Raw genomic sequence first — 14,805 nt, 5'->3', positions numbered from 1 at the left:
GCGTTATCGACCCCTTGCCCACAAACTTGACCGCAGAGTCATCTCCCGGACGAATGCCTGGTGCCGGCACCAGGCAATGGCAGACGGATCACCACGGCGAGACCGCCCAGCGCCGCGACCTCCAGCGCCAGGGTTCCGCCGCAGCTGTCGACGATGTCCCGAGCAATCCCCAGGCCCAACCCATGCCCCGCCACCGCCTCGTCCAGACGGGAGCCCCGGTCCAGAATGGCCTCGCGCTCCGCTTCCGGCACACCGGGTCCATCGTCTTCAACCCGGATCAGATAGCCCTCCTCATCCTGCGCCACCTCCAGCCGGACCTGCCGATCCGCCCACTTGCCGGCGTTGTCCAGCAGATTGCCGAACAGCTCCAGCAGGTCTTCACGGTCCCAGGGCAGCCGAAGCCCTGTGGGCAGTTGGCAGTCGAAACTCAGGTGCTCGCCATGCAGCCGATTGAGCAGCACGCAGAGCTCGCGCAGCTCGGCGACGTCCAGATGAGCGCCCGGCAAGGCCTCGCCGGCCAGTCGGGCACGACGTAGCTCTCGCTCTAGCCGTTCGCGAATGCGCGCCAACTGTTCGCGCAAGCTGTCGCACTGCTCCGGCAACCCCTGCAATTCCGGCCGCTCGGCCAGGCTGGTGAGGACCGCCAAGGGCGTCTTGAGCGCATGACCCAGATTGCCGATGCCATGCCGTGCACGCTTGAGGCCTTCTTCGGTATGGCGCAACAGCGCATTCATTTCCGCCACCAGCGGCGCGAGTTCGGTGGGCACGCTGGCGTCCAGCGTCGAGCGGCGGCCCTGATGCAGCTGGGCGATCTGCTCGCGCACCTGCTCCAGTGGGCGCAACGCCCGACGCACGATCAGCCGCTGCAGCAGCAGGACCACCAGCAGGGTCGCCAGGCCCAACAGGGCGCCGAAGGCGAGGATACGCTTCAGGTTGGCCAGCAAGGGGTTGTAGTCGTCGGCGACCGTGACCTGCACCGTCTTGCCATAGCGCTGGTAATCAGCGCGGTAGGTGAGCAGGCGCTGGCCACTGGGACCGTCCGCCAGGGTATCGCTCAAGCCATTGCCGGGCGGCGCTTCCAGTTGCGCATCCCATAGCGAGCGCGAGCGCCAGTGGATATCCAGCGCCGGGATCTCGATCAGGAAATAGCGGCCCGACAGCGGCCGGGTGTAGAGGCTGCCCAGGCGTCCCTCATCCAACTGCAGGCCATGGGGGCCGCGTACCAGGGCAGCGAGCAGATTTTCCGTCTCGCCGCGTAACCCGGTTTCCAGATAGCGGCGCAGGGCATGATCCACCAGCCAGGCGCCGCCGAGTACCAGCACCAGACCGGCCACCAGCAGGATGGCCACCAGCCCGACCCTGAGGCGGGTCTGGATGGATCTCAATCGACACCGCCCAGGCGATAGCCCTGACCGCGACGGGTCTCGATGACGTCCCGCCCCAGCTTGCGCCTCAGGTGATTGACGTGCACCTCGATGACATTGGAATCCCGCTCGCTCTCGCCGTCATACAGGTGATCGTTGAGTCGCGTCTTGGACAGGATCTGGCCGGGATGCAGCAGAAAACAGCGAAGCAGGCGAAATTCCGCCGCGCTGAGGGCGATGGTCTCACCGCCACGGACCACGCACTGGCGCGCCTCGTCCAGCGCCAATCCCCCGGCTTGCAGCAGTGGCTGATTGGCGACGCCACGCACTCGCCGCAGCAGCGCGGCGATCCGCAGGCCCAGCTCTTCGGGGTGAAACGGCTTGGTGAGGTAGTCATCGGCGCCCGCCTTGAGGCCATCGATGCGTTCGGCCCAACTGTCGCGCGCCGTCAGGATCAGCACTGGCGTCGCCAGCGCGGCGGCGCGCCACTCTCCGAGCACCTCGAGGCCTGGCCGACCTGGCAGGCCCAGGTCGAGAACGATAAGGTCATAGGGCTCCTGAGCACCCTGCCAGGCGGCGTCGCGGCCATCGGCCAACCAGTCGACGGCGTAACCCTGGCGCGAGAGGAACGCCGCGATCTCGTCGGCCAGGGCTACATCGTCTTCCACCAGCAGCAGGCGCATCTAGTCGTCCACCTCGTCCTTCAGGATGGCGCCATCCATCGCGCCGATTTCCAGTTCACGGACCACATCGCCAACGAGGATCTCGATCTCGTAGCGATACTGGCCGTCTTCTTCTTCCAACTCGGCTTCCAGCAGCCGGGCCTGGGGGTAGCGTTCGTTGACCCGCTGCAGCAGGGTCTCCAGGGGCCGGATCACCCCCTCCTTGCGCAGCCTGAGGGCCTCGTCCTGATCCAGGTCGCGGGCCTGGATCAGGGGAGAGACGCCGCCGAGCAGGATCAGCCCGGCAAGGACGACGGTCAGTCGTCGCGCTGATTTTTCAGGACTTCGCCAGTGGTGGCGTCGAGTTCCAGATCCCATTTCACACCTTTGGGGTCACGCAGTTCCAGTTGGTAGATGTAGCGGCCATATTCTTCTTCCAGTTCGGTCTCGTGGGTGGTCGACCCCGGGTGCTTGGCGATGGCGGCCTGGTTGAGCACCTCGAAGCTCTTGATCTTGCCGCTGTCACGCAGCTTGAGGGCTTCGTCGGGGCCGAGGTCGCGGGCCTGGGCGACGCCTACACCGGTGAGCAGGAGGGCGGCGGTCGCGAGGGCGGTGAGCTTTTTCATGAGGATTCTCTCTCTGGTTGCTGTTCGATCTGGGTCCAGAGTAGCGATCCGCCATTAATCGAAACTTAAACGCCGCTTAAGCCAAGCTTAATCGGATCGGACCGCGCCAGGGCATTTCCGAGTCCAGGGATTCGCCCTTTTGCGTCACCCGCAGTCGACCTTCGCGAGCCAGTTCCCGTGCCGTGTCGCGTAAGGGCTCCATCAGCGGTCGCCAGTCCGCGGCCAGACTTCGTGCCACTTCCGAGGGGCAAAAGGTCGTGCCCGGACGACCCGCCTGGGCCTTGGCCAGCAAGGCGTCGCGCAGCTGTACGTCGGTCGGCTTGGGTGCGGTCATGAGAACCTGGTCCCTTTTCCTGGAGTCCACCGTTTCGACCAGGAAAACGTCGGTGCAGTCATGACCTCTCGCTCGAAAGTAATGCAACGCCTCGCCCAGACCGACTTGCCCATCCCCGCCGATGAGCGTGACGATACCGGAACCGCCCTCTGTACCCCCCTGCCGCCCGATCTCAACTACGTCGATGACAATCAGGCCGGCCTGAGCCGCCGCAAGCTGCGTGGCAAGTGGGCCTACTTCACGCCCGAGGGCGAACGCATCCGCGATCAGGCGGAAATCGAACGCATCAACAAGCTGGCCATTCCGCCGGCCTATACCGATGTCTGGATCTGCTCGGACGCCAATGGCCATTTGCAGGCCACCGGACGCGATGCCCGCGGGCGCAAGCAATATCGCTACCATCCGCGCTGGCGCGAGATCCGCGATACCGACAAGTATGAGCGGATGCTGGCCTTCGGGCAGGCCTTGCCCAAGCTGCGGCAACGGGTGGAAGAGGATCTCGCTCGGCGCGGCCTGTGCCGTGAGAAGGTCATGGCCACGGTCATCAGTCTGCTCGATGCCACCCTGATCCGGGTGGGCAATGCCCAGTACGCCAAGAGCAACAAGTCCTATGGGCTCACTACCCTGCGCAACCGGCATGCCGAGGTGCACGGTAATACCATCGCCTTCCACTTCCGTGGCAAGAGCGGTGTGGAGCATGACATCAAGGTCAGCGATCCGCGGCTGGCACGCACCGTGAAGAAGTGTCTGGAGTTGCCTGGCCAGCACCTCTTCCAGTACGTGGATGGCGATGCCGAACGCCATACCGTGACCTCATCCGACGTCAACGCCTACCTGCACGAGCTGACCGGTGCGGATTTCACCGCCAAGGACTATCGCACCTGGGCCGGCAGCGCCCTCGCCCTGGAAGCCCTGCGCGAGTTGCGTTGTGAAACCCAGACCGACGCCAAGAAGGAACTAGTGGACATGGTCAAGGCGGTGTCCCGCACTCTGGGCAATACCCCGGCGGTATGCCGCAAGTGCTATATCCATCCAGGCGTGCTGGATGCCTTTTTAGCCGGTGACCTCTGCACCCTGCCCAAACCGCGCAAGCGCAAGGGGTTGAAGGAGGAGGAGGTCCTGCTGCTCAACTTTCTGCAGCGGCTGGAACAGCGGATGGCAGAAACCCAGGCGGCTTGACGGAAAGAGGCGGTTCGCTCCGCCTCTGGTTATCGCGGTGCGCCATCGTTGGTAGGGTCGCTCCAACGGTCCTGACGCCCAGGTGTCTCGCTGCAGAAGTGGCCCTGGCGGCCTGATGACGAAGCAATGCTTGTTATGTTATAACTTTTGCATCGTTATCCAAGGCTCGATCATGGCATCCCCGCGCCCTTCTCTGCTGCTGCTCTCCGTACCCGCTCGTCTGTCGCTCGCCTGCATTCCTCTGGTCGCTCTGTGGCTGGCCGTAAGCTGGGCGGTCGCCCTGCCATGAGCGCCGCCATCGAACTCCAGGACCTGACGCTGGCCTATCAGCGGCATCCAGCCATTCGTCATCTCAGCGGATGCTTCCGCACTGGCAGTCTGACCGCCATCGTCGGTCCCAATGGGGCGGGCAAGTCCACCCTGCTCAAGGCCATCGCCGGCACCCTGCGACCGATCAGCGGCCGGGTCAACCGGGCAGTGCCGCAACGCCGTCTGGGCTATCTACCCCAGGCCGCGGAGATCGATCGCAGCTTTCCACTCAGCGTGCTGGAAACCGTGGTGCTGGGCGCTTGGCGTGGTTTGGGCCTCTGGCGCGGCGTCACCGCTGCACAGCGGAAGGAAGCAACAGAGGCGTTGCAGGCCGTAGGCCTCGAAGGCCTGGAGGATCGCCTGGTCGGCGCCCTGTCTTCTGGCCAGTTCCAGCGGGTGCTGTTCGCGCGCTTGCTGCTGCAGGACGCGCCCGTGCTGCTGCTGGACGAGCCCTTCACTGCCATCGATGCCCGCACCACCGCGGATCTGCTGACCATCGTCAGGCGCTGGCATGGCCAGGGCCGTACCGTGATCGCCGTGCTGCACGACCTGGAGCAGGTCCGTCAGCACTTTCCCGAGACCCTGCTGCTGGCCCGGGAAGCCATCGCCTGGGGCCATACCGACCAGGTGCTGATCACCGAGAATCTGGCCCGCGCTCGCAATCTCGCCGAACACTGGGACGCCCATGCGGGGGTCTGTGAACGCGCATGACCCTCTATCAGCTCCTCTTCGAACCCTTCGTCGAATTCGGCTTCATGCGCCGCGCCCTGGTGGCCTGCCTGGCCCTGGCGCTGGGCGCCGGTCCGGTGGGCGTTCTGCTGATGCTCAGGCGCATGAGCCTGGTGGGCGATGCCATGAGTCACGCCGTGCTGCCGGGTGCGGCGCTGGGCTTCATGGTCGCCGGGCTGTCGCTGCCAGCCATGGGCATCGGCGGCATGCTCGCCGGACTGCTGGTGGCCGGACTCGCAGGTCTGGTCAGCCGCTTCACCAGCCAACGCGAAGACGCTAGTTTCGCCAGCTTCTACCTGATTTCCCTGGCTGCCGGGGTGCTGATCGTATCGCTGCACGGCTCCAGTGTGGATTTGCTGCACGTGCTGTTCGGCACCATCCTGGCCATCGACGCCACGGCGCTCTACCTGGTCGCCGGCATCGCCACCCTGTCGCTGGTGGTGCTGGCGGTGATCTACCGGCCACTGGCCCTGGAATGCTTCGACCCGGGCTTCCTGCGCGCCGTGGGTGGCCGTGGCTCGCTCTATCACCTGCTGTTCCTGCTGCTGGTGGTGCTCAACTTGGTCGCCGGCTTCCAGGCCCTGGGCACCCTGATGGCAGTGGGCCTGATGATGCTGCCGGCCACCGCCGCGCGCTTCTGGGCCAACAGCCTGCCCGGCCTGATGGCGGTGGCCAGTCTGATCGCCAGTCTCAGCGGGCTGGTCGGCCTGGTGCTGTCCTACCACCTCGGCTGCGCCTCCGGCCCCGCCATCGTGCTCACCGCCGGTGGCTGCTACCTCCTATCCCTGCTGTTCGGCCGTCTGGGGCTCTATCGACGGCTGCGTCCCCGCCCTCATCTCACCCATTGAAAGGAGTCACCATGAAATCCCTGTTTTCCCTGGGCGCTGCCCTGCTGCTCGCCGCCGGCCAGGTACAGGCCACACCGGTCAAGGCCGTCGCCACCTTTACCGTGATCGCCGACGTGGTCAAACAGGTCGGCGGCGACCAGGTCCAGGTCACCTCCCTGGTCGGTCCCAATGGCGATCCCCATGCCTACGAACCGACGCCCACGGATGCCCAGGCGCTGAAACAGGCCAACGTGGTCTTCATGAGTGGCCTGCACCTGGAAGGCTGGATGGATCGCCTGATCAAGGCTTCCGGCCAGGCACGTCCGCCAGTGGTGCTTAGCGAAGGGATCAAGACCCGCGAAATGGCGGAAGACGAAGATGAACACGGCCATGCTGACCATGATCACGACCATGGCGGTATCGATCCCCATGTCTGGAACAACCCGCTCAATGTGGTCGTCTACACCCGCAACGTGGTGAAGGCGCTGTCCGAGGTGGATCCGGCGGCTGCCGCCACCTTCGAGGCCAACGGCGATCGCTACATCGCCGAACTGGAGGCCCTGGATCGCTATGCCCGCGAGCAGATCGGCCAGGTGCCCAAACAGCAGCGCAAGGTGCTGACCTCCCATGACGCCTTCGGCTACTTCGCCGATGCCTATGGCGTGACCTTCATTTCGCCGTTGGGCCTGTCGACCGAGGCCGAGGCCTCCGCCCAGGACGTCGCCAAGCTGATCCGCCAGATCAAGCAGGAGCACGTCGCCGCCTACTTCTTCGAGAACTCCAATGACCCGCGCCTAGTGCAGCAGATCGCCAAGGCCAGCGGTGCCCAGCCGGGCGGCGAGCTCTATGTGGAGGCCCTGTCACCCGCCGATGGCCCGGCGTCCACCTACGCAGCCATGTTCCGCTACAACGTGGATACCCTGGTCAAGGCGATGAAGGGCGGGCATTGAGGCCCGGGGTCTTTCGGTAGGTTGGGCTGAGCGTAGCGAAACTCAACAGCGCGAGGGTCAAGTCCCCTCACGTCGGGCTTCGACAGTGGAGCCGCCTCAACCCAACCTACGTCTGACTGGTAGGTTGGGTTGAGCATAGCGAAGCCCAACAGCGCGAGGGTCGAGCCCCTGCCTGCTAGGCTTCGACGATGGAGCCGTCTCAACCCAACCTACGCCGGACCGGTAGGTTGGGTTTAGCGGAGCGAAGCCCAACAGCGCGAGGGTTGAGCACCTTCGCGTTCGGCTTCGACGCGAGACTGGTCACCTAAACCACCGGCACCTCTTCCAGGTGCCGGTATTCCGCACCCAAGCGCCGGGCCAGCTCCGCTGCCCGTCCCAGGCGCAGCGGTCCCAATTCGATATCCAGCACCCGGATGGGGCAGTCCGGTATGGCCAGCCCCTCCAGCTCACGCAGGCGCCCATCGGTGACCAGCAGCAACCGGCATTCCTCGCCGGGACGCTGCCGCCGCCGAGTCTTCAGCCAGTCATGAGCTTCCGCCAGCCCCGCCAGCAAGGGCGTACCGCCCCCTGCGCCTAGCTGCTCCAGCCAAGCCTGCAACGCCTGACCGCTGCGTTGCCCCTGGAAGGACCATTTGGGTCGTTCCCCTGCTGTCTGCAGCACTGCGACGCTGACCCGCTGGCGGTAGGCCTGTTCGAACCAGTCGGCCAGCAGGCCCTTGGCCTGGGTCAGGGCACCGTGGCGGCGGGTGGAGGCGGAATGATCGAGGATCACCAACCAGAGCTGTGCCGGACGTCGACTGCGCGGCTGGCGCAGGAGATCACTGGCGCGCCGCGGACGACCGCGGAGCAGGGTCGGCACCCAGGCGATGGCACCTTCCGTGCCCGACGAACGAGCGCCGTGGCGACCCCCAGTGGCCTTGCCCGCCCCGCTTCGGGCATCGCGATCCAGGGTATGGGACGATCGGATGCCTAGGGCTTTTTTGCCTCGCTCAACCGGCGTCTGAGGCCCGATGCCACGGGCTCCGCTGCCAGGGCGCCCCAGCCATCGTCGCCTGAGGGCTCGACGTCACCCTGTCCCTGCTGATCACTTTTCCCTCGCTCCGAAGGGTCAGAGGGCAGTCGTTCCTCTAGGGGTGGTATTAATGAGGTTGAATCTTTTATGTCCCGTCGCCGATGGCGCAGGGCGAAATCGGCGACGGCAATGATATCCGCGTGCTCGATCAGCGCGGCATCGCGCCAGGCGGCATGGGCACGGGCGGCGCGCAGCCAGACCAGGTCGGCGCGCAGGCCATCGACGCCGGCCTGGTGGCAAGCCGTGGTGATGATCTCAAGGGCCGCATCATCCAGGGGAATGCTGGCAAGGCGTGCACGGGCCTGGGCGCAACGTTCGCGCAACTGCGCCTGATCGGACGCCCATTGAGCGACAAAGGCCACGGGATCGCTGTCGAACGCCAGGCGTCGACGCAGGATCTCGGCCCGCTCAAGAGGTGCCGGCCGGCTGTCCAACGCCAGGGCAAAGCCGAAGCGATCCAGCAACTGGGGGCGCAACTCGCCCTCCTCCGGATTCATGGTGCCCACCAGCAGGAAACGGGCGGCGTGCTCATGGGAGATGCCGTCCCGCTCCACCCGGTTGACACCGCTGGCGGCCACGTCCAGCAGCAGGTCGACCAGGTGATCCGGCAGCAGATTGACCTCGTCGACATAGAGCACGCCCCCATCCGCAGCCGCCAGGACACCCGGCGCGAAGCGCGCCCGGCCCTCGCCCAGCGCAGCGTCCAGATCCAGGGTGCCGACGATGCGCTCCTCGCTGGCGCCCAGCGGCAAGGTGATGAAAGTACCGTCACCGAGCAGGTCGGCCAGCCCGCGAGCCAGGGTGGACTTGGCCATGCCGCGCGGCCCCTCGATCAGTACGCCGCCGATGCGGGGATCGATGGCGTTGAGGCACAGCGCCAGCTTCAGGGGCTCGGCGCCGACCACGGCGGCCAGGGGAAAGACGGGGGCGGTCATCTCAGGCTTCATCCATATCCATCAATAGCTGTTCGAGGGCGTCGCGGTAGTCGCCTGGTTCCTGCCAGAGGCCACGTTGCTGGGCTTCCAGCAGGCGCTCGGTCATGTCGCGCAGGGCCTCGGGGTTGTGGCGTTCGACGAAGTCGCGGGTATCGGCGTCGAGCAAGTAGGCATCGGCCAGTTGCCGGTACTGGTGATCCTCCACCAGCTCGGTGGTGGCGCCGAAGCCGAACAGATAGTCCACGGTAGCGGCCATCTCGAAGGCGCCCTTGTAGCCGTGGCGCTTCATGCCGGCGATCCACTTGGGATTGGCCGCCCGGGAGCGCACTACCCGCCCCAGCTCTTCCTTGAGGGTACGGATCCTGGGCAGATCGGCCTGGGCGTGGTCGCCGAAGTAACTGGCGCGACGCTGGCCGCTCAGGGTCTCGGCAGCGGCCAGCATGCCGCCCTGGAACTGGTAGTAGTCGTTGGAATCGAGCAGGTCGTGCTCGCGGTTGTCCTGGTTCTGCAGCACCGCTTGCAGGCGACCCAGGCGGCGCGAGAAGTCGTCACGGGCGGCGGTGCCGTCATCCTCGGCGCCATAGGCGTAGCCGCCCCAGTTGAGATAGGCCGTGGCCAGCTCGCCGCGCTCCTGCCACTGGCGCTCTTCCACGGCCCCCTGGACACCGGCGCCGTAGGCTCCGGGCTGGGCGCCGAAGATGCGCCAGCCGGCCTGACGCCGCGCCAGATCGGTCGCGGTACCGGCCGCTTCCAGGGCCGCGCGCTCGCGGCGCACCTGGGCGGCCAGGGGGTTGAGATCGTCCGGCTCGTCCAGCGCGGCGACTGCCTGGACCGCGGCATCGAACAGCCGGACCAGACCGCCGAAGGCGTCGCGGAAGAAACCGGAGATGCGCAGGGTGACATCCACCCGCGGTCGATCCAGCAGCGATAGCGGCAGGATCTCGAAATCCTCCACCCGAGCGCTGCCGGTCTGCCAAACCGGACGCACGCCCAGCAGCGCCATGGCCTGGGCGATGTCGTCGCCGCCGGTTCTCATGGTCGCGGTGCCCCAGACCGAGAGGCCCAGTTGGCGCAGGTGATCGCCCTCCTCCTGCAGATGGCGTTCCAGCAACAGATTGGCCGACTGCCAGCCGAGGCGCCAGGCGGTCATGCTCGGCAGATTGCGCACATCCACGGAAAAGAAGTTACGCCCGGTGGGCAGGACGTCCAGCCGGCCGCGACTGGGGGCGCCGCTGGGTCCGGCAGGAACGAAGCGCCCGTCCAGGGCCGCCAGCAGGCCGCCGATTTCCGCCGGCCCACAGGCGTCCAGCGCCGGCGCCACCTGGGCGACCAGGTGCTCCAGCACCGGACGGGTCGCCGGCAGTTCGGCCAGCGCCAGTGGCAAGGGTTCACCCTCCACCGTTGCGGCGACCAGGGCAAGCGCCAGCAACTCGAGCCGCTCGCGCGTATCGCCCAGGGTCCGCCAGGCTTCGGTCGAAAGAGCCACCAGGCACGGCGGACGCGGTCCCTGCCATGGCTCGCCGAGATCGGCGGCCAAGGGATCGAACGCCAGCTGCAGATCCTTGGCCAGCGCCCGCAGGAGACTGGCATTCCCGCCCTGGGCATCGCCCCGGGGGATGCGCAGCAGGGCGACCAGAGTATCCCGCCGCAGCTGCCCGGTGGGCGACTCGCCGAACACATGGAGGCCGTCGCGAATCTGGGATTCCTTGAGATCACAGAGATAGGCGTCCAGTTGCGGCAGCCAGCTGTCCGGGTCCTCGGTGATCACCAGCCCCAGCTCACGATCCAGGGCGGTTTCGCGCACCAGTTGCAGGATCTCGCCGCGCAATTCGGTCGCGCGTCGCAGGTCCAGCAGGCTGGCGTCGTAGTATTCGTCGGCCAGGCGCTCCAGGTCGCGCAGCGGCCCGTAGCTTTCGGCGCGGGTCAGCGGCGGCATCAAATGGTCGATGATCACCGCCTGGGTGCGCCGCTTGGCCTGGGCACCCTCGCCCGGGTCATTGACGATGAAGGGATAGACGTTGGGCAGCGGTCCGAGAATGGCATCCGGCCAGCATTCCTGGGACAGGCCCACGCCCTTGCCCGGCAGCCACTCCAGATTGCCGTGCTTGCCCAGATGCACCACCGCCTGGGCGCCATAGGCCTCGCGCAGCCAGAAATAGAAGGCCAGGTAGCCATGGGGCGGCACCAGCGAGGGATCGTGGTAGACCGCCGCCGGATCGACGTCATAGCCGCGCGCCGGCTGGATACCGACGAAGGTCAGGCCAAAGCGCACCCCGGCTACCATGAGCCGACCGCGCCGATGCATGGGATCGGCCTCGGGCGCCCCCCAACGTTCCGTCACCGCCTGCTGCAAACTCAGCGGCAGGCGGGCGAACAGCGCCTGGTAGTCATCCAGCGCCAGGCTCTGTAGGGCTGGGCGCAGATCACGCAGGGCGCTGTCGTTGGTCACTCCACCAAGCAGGCGCTCGATCAGGGCGGTACCGCTCTCTGGCAGATTGGCCACTGGATAACCGGCCGTCTGCAGGGCCTGAAGCACCTTGAGTGCCGCTGCCGGGGTATCCAGGCCAACGCCGTTGCCGATACGCCCATCGCGGGTCGGATAGTTGGCCAGGATCAGGGCGATGCGCTTGTCCGCCGCCGGACGCCGCGCCAGCTCGATCCAGCTGCGCGCCAGCCGCGCGACGAAGGCCATGCGCTCGCCATCGGCCTGGTAGTTGACCACGTCGCTCTGACTGCGCTCGCAGCGCCAGGCCAGGCCCTTGAAGCTGATCGGCCGGGTGATGATGCGCCCATCCAGTTCCGGCAGGGCGATGTGCATGGCCAGGTCGCGGGCCCCCAGACCCTGGGGGTTCTCTTGCCAGCGTTCGCGATTGTCCTGGGCGCAGATGGCCTGGAGTACCGGCACCGGTCGGCGGAACGGCGTGAGATTCGGCCTCTCCGGACTGGACTGGGCGAAGCCGGTGGTATTGAGAATCAGCGCGGTGTCGGTCTCGTCCAGCAGCCGCTCGACTTCCGTCAGGCAGGCCGCCTCCTTGAGGCTGGCCACGGCGATGGGCAGCGGATTCAGCCCCTGGGCTGCGAGTTGCGCGCAGAAGGCGTCCACGAAGGCGGTATTGGCCGACTGTAGATGGGTGCGGTAGAACAGCAGCGCCGCCGTGGGCCAATCCGCTCGCCAGCGCGGGCGCCAGCCATCCAGGCCTAGTCCTTCGGGCTGATAGACCGCCACCCGCGGCAATTCCTGTGGCGGCTCGTAAAGGTATCGGGCATCCAGGCATTCGGCGGCCAGGCAGTGCAGGAAATCCCGGGCATTGCCCAGGCCGCCTTGACGCAGGTAGCGCCACAGCCGTTCGGCCAGGTCCGGTGCCACGGTGCCCAGAGCCATCAGCTCAGGGTCAGGGCGATCGCAGCCGGGCACTGCGATCAGGGTCAGCCCCCGCTCGGCCAGTTCGGCGAGGCGCTCCATGCCATAGCGCCAGTAGCCCTGGCCGCCATGCAGGGAGATGAACACCACTCGCGCCTGGCTCAGCACCTCCTCGACATAGAGGTCCACCGAGGCGTGGTTCTGCAGCTGCATGGGATTGGCCAGGCGCAGGCTGGGATAGCCGGCATCCAGGGTACGAGTCGCCTCGGCCAGCAGGGCCAGATGCGAATCGCCACTGCAGAGCACGACGATCTCACCCGGCGTCTGCGCCAGGTGGGCGATGCCGTCGTCGGGGACGAACCCGCCCGGCTGGGTACGCAGCAGATGCATCGGGCGTCAGGCGACCGCGGCGCGCAACTGGGCGGTGATCGCCGCCTGGTCCAGCTCCTGGCCGATCAGCACCAACTGGGTGCTGCGGGTCTCGCCGGTCTTCCAGGCACGGTCGAAATGCTTGTCGAAGCGGGTACCGACCCCCTGCACCAGCAGTCGCAGCGGCTTGCCGGCAATGGCCGCGAAGCCCTTCACCCGCAGCACGCCATGGCTCTTGACCACCTCGGTCAGCGCCGCCAGCAGGGTCGCTTCCGCCACCTCGGGCAGGTCTACGCCAAAGGAGTCGAATTCATCGTGGTCATGGTCTTCATGACCTTCGAGGTCATGGTGGGTCGGACGGCTGTCGATATGGGCCTCGGATTCGGCTTGCAAGCCCAGCAGCACCGACAGGGGCAGCACGCCACGACTGGCTTCCACCACCTTGACCGCGGACGGCAACTCTTTGCTCACCTCGGCGCGGACCCGGGCCAGGGCCTCGGCGTCCAGGCCATCGGCCTTGTTGAGGATCACCAGGTCGGCACTGGCCAGTTGATCTTCGAACAACTCGTGCAGCGGCGATTCATGGTCCAGGTTGGGGTCCTGGCGGCGCTGGGCATCCACCTGCTCGGGATGGGCGGCGAAGGTGCCGGCCGCCACCGCGGGACTGTCGACCACGGTGATCACCGCGTCCACGGTGCAGGCGTTGCGGATCTCCGGCCACTGGAAGGCCTGCACCAGAGGCTTGGGCAGCGCCAGGCCACTGGTCTCGATGAGGATGTGGTCGATGTCGCCGCGACGCGCTACCAGCTCCTTCATCACCGGAAAGAATTCTTCCTGCACGGTGCAGCACAGGCAGCCATTGGCCAATTCGAAGACGCGGCCCTGGGCCTCTTCTTCGGTACAGCCGATGCTGCACTGGCGGAGGATCTCGCCATCGATGCCCAGCTCGCCGAATTCGTTGACGATCACCGCGATGCGGCGGCCTTCGGCATGGTCGAGCATGTGCCGCAACAGGGTGGTCTTGCCGGAACCGAGGAAGCCGGTAACGATGGTGACGGGAGTCTTGGCCAGGGTTTTCATGGGCTGCCCTTAGAAAGAAAGCGAAAAAAGACGGGCAGGCATGCCAGGCGCTCGCGCAGCGGCAAGGCCCTGGTGGCAGCCCGGATCACCCCGCCCGGTTGCGTATGGAAAGCTAGCGAGGCAGGTCTCCTGGCTCACGGCGCCCTACTCCAGCCTTCCCGCGTGAGCAGTGGCCTTAAAGCTTGTTCATAAGTTCGCGAGCTAGCGTCAATTATGAACAGGCTCTGTGGAGAGGCTGAAGATGCCGCTTACAGTTGCGGGGGCAGCCGCGGTGTCGCACCGCGTTCCCTTTCAAGCTCTTGCGGACAAGAGCACCTCGAAGCCCGACAGGCTACGAGTGCCCCGCCGGGGTGTCAATCGAACAGGCTTGACCGTCGGACAACCCGCGTGGTCTGCTCGCCCCTGCTTCAGGTGTCGCGACTCCGCCAGGGGTCGCGGTGAAACGGGAAGCCGGTCCAAGTCCGGCACTGCCCCCGCAACGGTAGACGAGCGCAGGATCACGATGCCACCCGGCTGGCAAGCTTGGGGAAGGCGATCCTGGTAGTCGTACGGGAATGCGGTCTTGCGCGAACTAGCATCTGGCAAGGCGGAACCCTTCAAGGAAGCGCAATTTACCGAGAGTAAATGAGCGCTCCGCGAAGGGCTTCAACGCAGCCAGGCCGACGCGCAGCTAAGACCGCACCTTGAGACCCTCGTGAGTCCGGAGACCGGCCTGTCGCTTTCAAGCAACCCGCGGTGGGCGGTCGTGCTGGACGGCGGCCGCCTGCGGTTCGCTGCCTCGGCGCGTCCCTGCCGCTTCGACTCCGAGGCCTTGCCATGACCGCTACCCGCTCGACGACCGCCTTGCCCCAGCCTCATACCCATACCCGCGCCCAACGCCTGACCGCTACGCTGCTCGCCTGCCTGCTCGGCCTGGGCCTGGTGTTCCTGGCCGGTTTCTCCCATGTCGAGGCGCTGCACAACGGCGCCCACGATACCCGCCACAGCGAAGGCTTCCCTTGCCACTAA

At 66.4% G+C, this 14,805-nt stretch carries 14 protein-coding genes and 2 riboswitches; of the genes, 5 read left to right on the top strand and 9 right to left on the bottom strand.

All coding sequences use genetic code 11. The features are described from left to right. Positions 1 to 38 precede the first annotated feature (38 nt). The 5 genes from C722_RS0110830 to C722_RS0110810 all read right to left on the bottom strand — a co-directional run bounded on the left by C722_RS0110830 (position 39) and on the right by C722_RS0110810 (position 2,986). Positions 39 to 1,385, bottom strand: coding sequence for a sensor histidine kinase (locus tag C722_RS0110830; RefSeq protein WP_017640510.1), 1,347 nt, complete (start codon positions 1,383 to 1,385; stop codon positions 39 to 41). Continuing rightward, positions 1,382 to 2,047 (bottom strand): response regulator transcription factor, encoded by a 666-nt coding sequence (locus C722_RS0110825; RefSeq protein WP_017640509.1) that lies wholly within the window; start codon positions 2,045 to 2,047, stop codon positions 1,382 to 1,384. Before C722_RS0110825 ends, C722_RS0110830 begins: the two co-directional genes overlap by 4 nt. Beyond that, entirely contained in the window at positions 2,048 to 2,323 is a 276-nt protein-coding gene (locus tag C722_RS0110820; RefSeq protein WP_085984307.1) for a PepSY domain-containing protein, read from the bottom strand. It abuts the gene before it with no gap. Between the two features lie 20 nt (positions 2,324 to 2,343). Next, positions 2,344 to 2,652, bottom strand: a complete 309-nt coding sequence (locus tag C722_RS0110815; RefSeq protein WP_017640507.1) for a PepSY domain-containing protein — start codon at positions 2,650 to 2,652, stop codon at positions 2,344 to 2,346. 76 nt (positions 2,653 to 2,728) lie between these two features. Beyond that, entirely contained in the window at positions 2,729 to 2,986 is a 258-nt protein-coding gene (locus tag C722_RS0110810; protein ID WP_017640506.1) for a DUF3253 domain-containing protein, read from the bottom strand. 81 nt (positions 2,987 to 3,067) lie between these two features. On the opposite strand from C722_RS0110810, the gene C722_RS0110805 reads away from it, so the two are divergent. From C722_RS0110805 to C722_RS0110790, 4 genes are all read left to right on the top strand, one after another. Next, on the top strand, positions 3,068 to 4,165 hold the full coding sequence (locus C722_RS0110805) for a DNA topoisomerase IB (RefSeq protein ID WP_017640505.1): 1,098 nt from the start codon (positions 3,068 to 3,070) through the stop codon (positions 4,163 to 4,165). Positions 4,166 to 4,450: 285 nt separating this feature from the next. Further along, entirely contained in the window at positions 4,451 to 5,185 is a 735-nt protein-coding gene (aztA, locus tag C722_RS0110800) for a zinc ABC transporter ATP-binding protein AztA (protein ID WP_017640504.1), read from the top strand. Continuing rightward, positions 5,182 to 6,051, top strand: a complete 870-nt coding sequence (locus C722_RS0110795) for a metal ABC transporter permease (RefSeq protein ID WP_017640503.1) — start codon at positions 5,182 to 5,184, stop codon at positions 6,049 to 6,051. Before aztA ends, C722_RS0110795 begins: the two co-directional genes overlap by 4 nt. Before the next feature lie 11 nt (positions 6,052 to 6,062). Further along, positions 6,063 to 6,980: a metal ABC transporter substrate-binding protein gene (locus C722_RS0110790; protein WP_017640502.1), complete on the top strand. Its 918-nt coding sequence runs from the start codon at positions 6,063 to 6,065 to the stop codon at positions 6,978 to 6,980. A gap of 304 nt (positions 6,981 to 7,284) precedes the next feature. Here C722_RS0110790 and C722_RS0110785 read toward each other — a convergent pair whose 3' ends face one another. The 4 genes from C722_RS0110785 to cobW are packed head-to-tail and all read right to left on the bottom strand — an operon-like array spanning position 7,285 to position 13,797. Continuing rightward, a complete protein-coding gene (locus tag C722_RS0110785; RefSeq protein ID WP_037063666.1) occupies positions 7,285 to 7,929 on the bottom strand; it encodes a VWA domain-containing protein in 645 nt (214 codons plus the stop codon). Between the two features lie 20 nt (positions 7,930 to 7,949). Further along, the gene (locus C722_RS0110780) at positions 7,950 to 8,987 is read right to left on the bottom strand and encodes an ATP-binding protein (protein ID WP_026083776.1); all 1,038 of its coding nucleotides are present in this window, start codon (positions 8,985 to 8,987) and stop codon (positions 7,950 to 7,952) included. A 1-nt stretch (position 8,988) separates the two neighbouring features. Further along, a complete protein-coding gene (gene cobN / locus C722_RS0110775; protein ID WP_017640499.1) occupies positions 8,989 to 12,738 on the bottom strand; it encodes a cobaltochelatase subunit CobN in 3,750 nt (1,249 codons plus the stop codon). Between the two features lie 6 nt (positions 12,739 to 12,744). Further along, positions 12,745 to 13,797, bottom strand: coding sequence for a cobalamin biosynthesis protein CobW (gene cobW / locus C722_RS0110770; RefSeq protein WP_017640498.1), 1,053 nt, complete (start codon positions 13,795 to 13,797; stop codon positions 12,745 to 12,747). A 101-nt stretch (positions 13,798 to 13,898) separates the two neighbouring features. Beyond that, positions 13,899 to 14,131: riboswitch (cobalamin riboswitch) on the bottom strand. Positions 14,132 to 14,189: 58 nt separating this feature from the next. Further along, a riboswitch (cobalamin riboswitch) is annotated at positions 14,190 to 14,528 on the top strand. 85 nt (positions 14,529 to 14,613) lie between these two features. Between cobW and C722_RS0110765 the strand changes: the two genes are divergently transcribed. Next, on the top strand, positions 14,614 to 14,805 hold the full coding sequence (locus C722_RS0110765) for a CbtB domain-containing protein (protein WP_017640497.1): 192 nt from the start codon (positions 14,614 to 14,616) through the stop codon (positions 14,803 to 14,805).

It is taken from the genome of Pseudomonas sp. 313 (genome assembly GCF_000316965.1).
GTDB classification, from domain to species: domain Bacteria; phylum Pseudomonadota; class Gammaproteobacteria; order Pseudomonadales; family Pseudomonadaceae; genus Chryseomonas; species Chryseomonas benzopyrenica.
Note: the sequence above shows the minus strand (reverse complement) of the source record. Positions and strands in the feature narration are given on the sequence as shown.

What these genes read in the sequence shown, in the direction of transcription:
- C722_RS0110790 (WP_017640502.1), top strand. Translation starts at nt 6,063, where the DNA reads ATGAAATCCCTGTTTTCCCTGGGCGCTGCCCTGCTGCTCGCCGCCGGC.
- C722_RS0110810 (WP_017640506.1), bottom strand. Translation starts at nt 2,986, where the DNA reads ATGACCGCACCCAAGCCGACCGACGTACAGCTGCGCGACGCCTTGCTG.
- C722_RS0110805 (WP_017640505.1), top strand. Translation starts at nt 3,068, where the DNA reads ATGCAACGCCTCGCCCAGACCGACTTGCCCATCCCCGCCGATGAGCGT.
- cobW (WP_017640498.1), bottom strand. Translation starts at nt 13,797, where the DNA reads ATGAAAACCCTGGCCAAGACTCCCGTCACCATCGTTACCGGCTTCCTC.
- C722_RS0110795 (WP_017640503.1), top strand. Translation starts at nt 5,182, where the DNA reads ATGACCCTCTATCAGCTCCTCTTCGAACCCTTCGTCGAATTCGGCTTC.
- aztA (WP_017640504.1), top strand. Translation starts at nt 4,451, where the DNA reads ATGAGCGCCGCCATCGAACTCCAGGACCTGACGCTGGCCTATCAGCGG.
- C722_RS0110825 (WP_017640509.1), bottom strand. Translation starts at nt 2,047, where the DNA reads ATGCGCCTGCTGCTGGTGGAAGACGATGTAGCCCTGGCCGACGAGATC.
- cobN (WP_017640499.1), bottom strand. Translation starts at nt 12,738, where the DNA reads ATGCATCTGCTGCGTACCCAGCCGGGCGGGTTCGTCCCCGACGACGGC.
- C722_RS0110815 (WP_017640507.1), bottom strand. Translation starts at nt 2,652, where the DNA reads ATGAAAAAGCTCACCGCCCTCGCGACCGCCGCCCTCCTGCTCACCGGT.
- C722_RS0110765 (WP_017640497.1), top strand. Translation starts at nt 14,614, where the DNA reads ATGACCGCTACCCGCTCGACGACCGCCTTGCCCCAGCCTCATACCCAT.
- C722_RS0110780 (WP_026083776.1), bottom strand. Translation starts at nt 8,987, where the DNA reads ATGACCGCCCCCGTCTTTCCCCTGGCCGCCGTGGTCGGCGCCGAGCCC.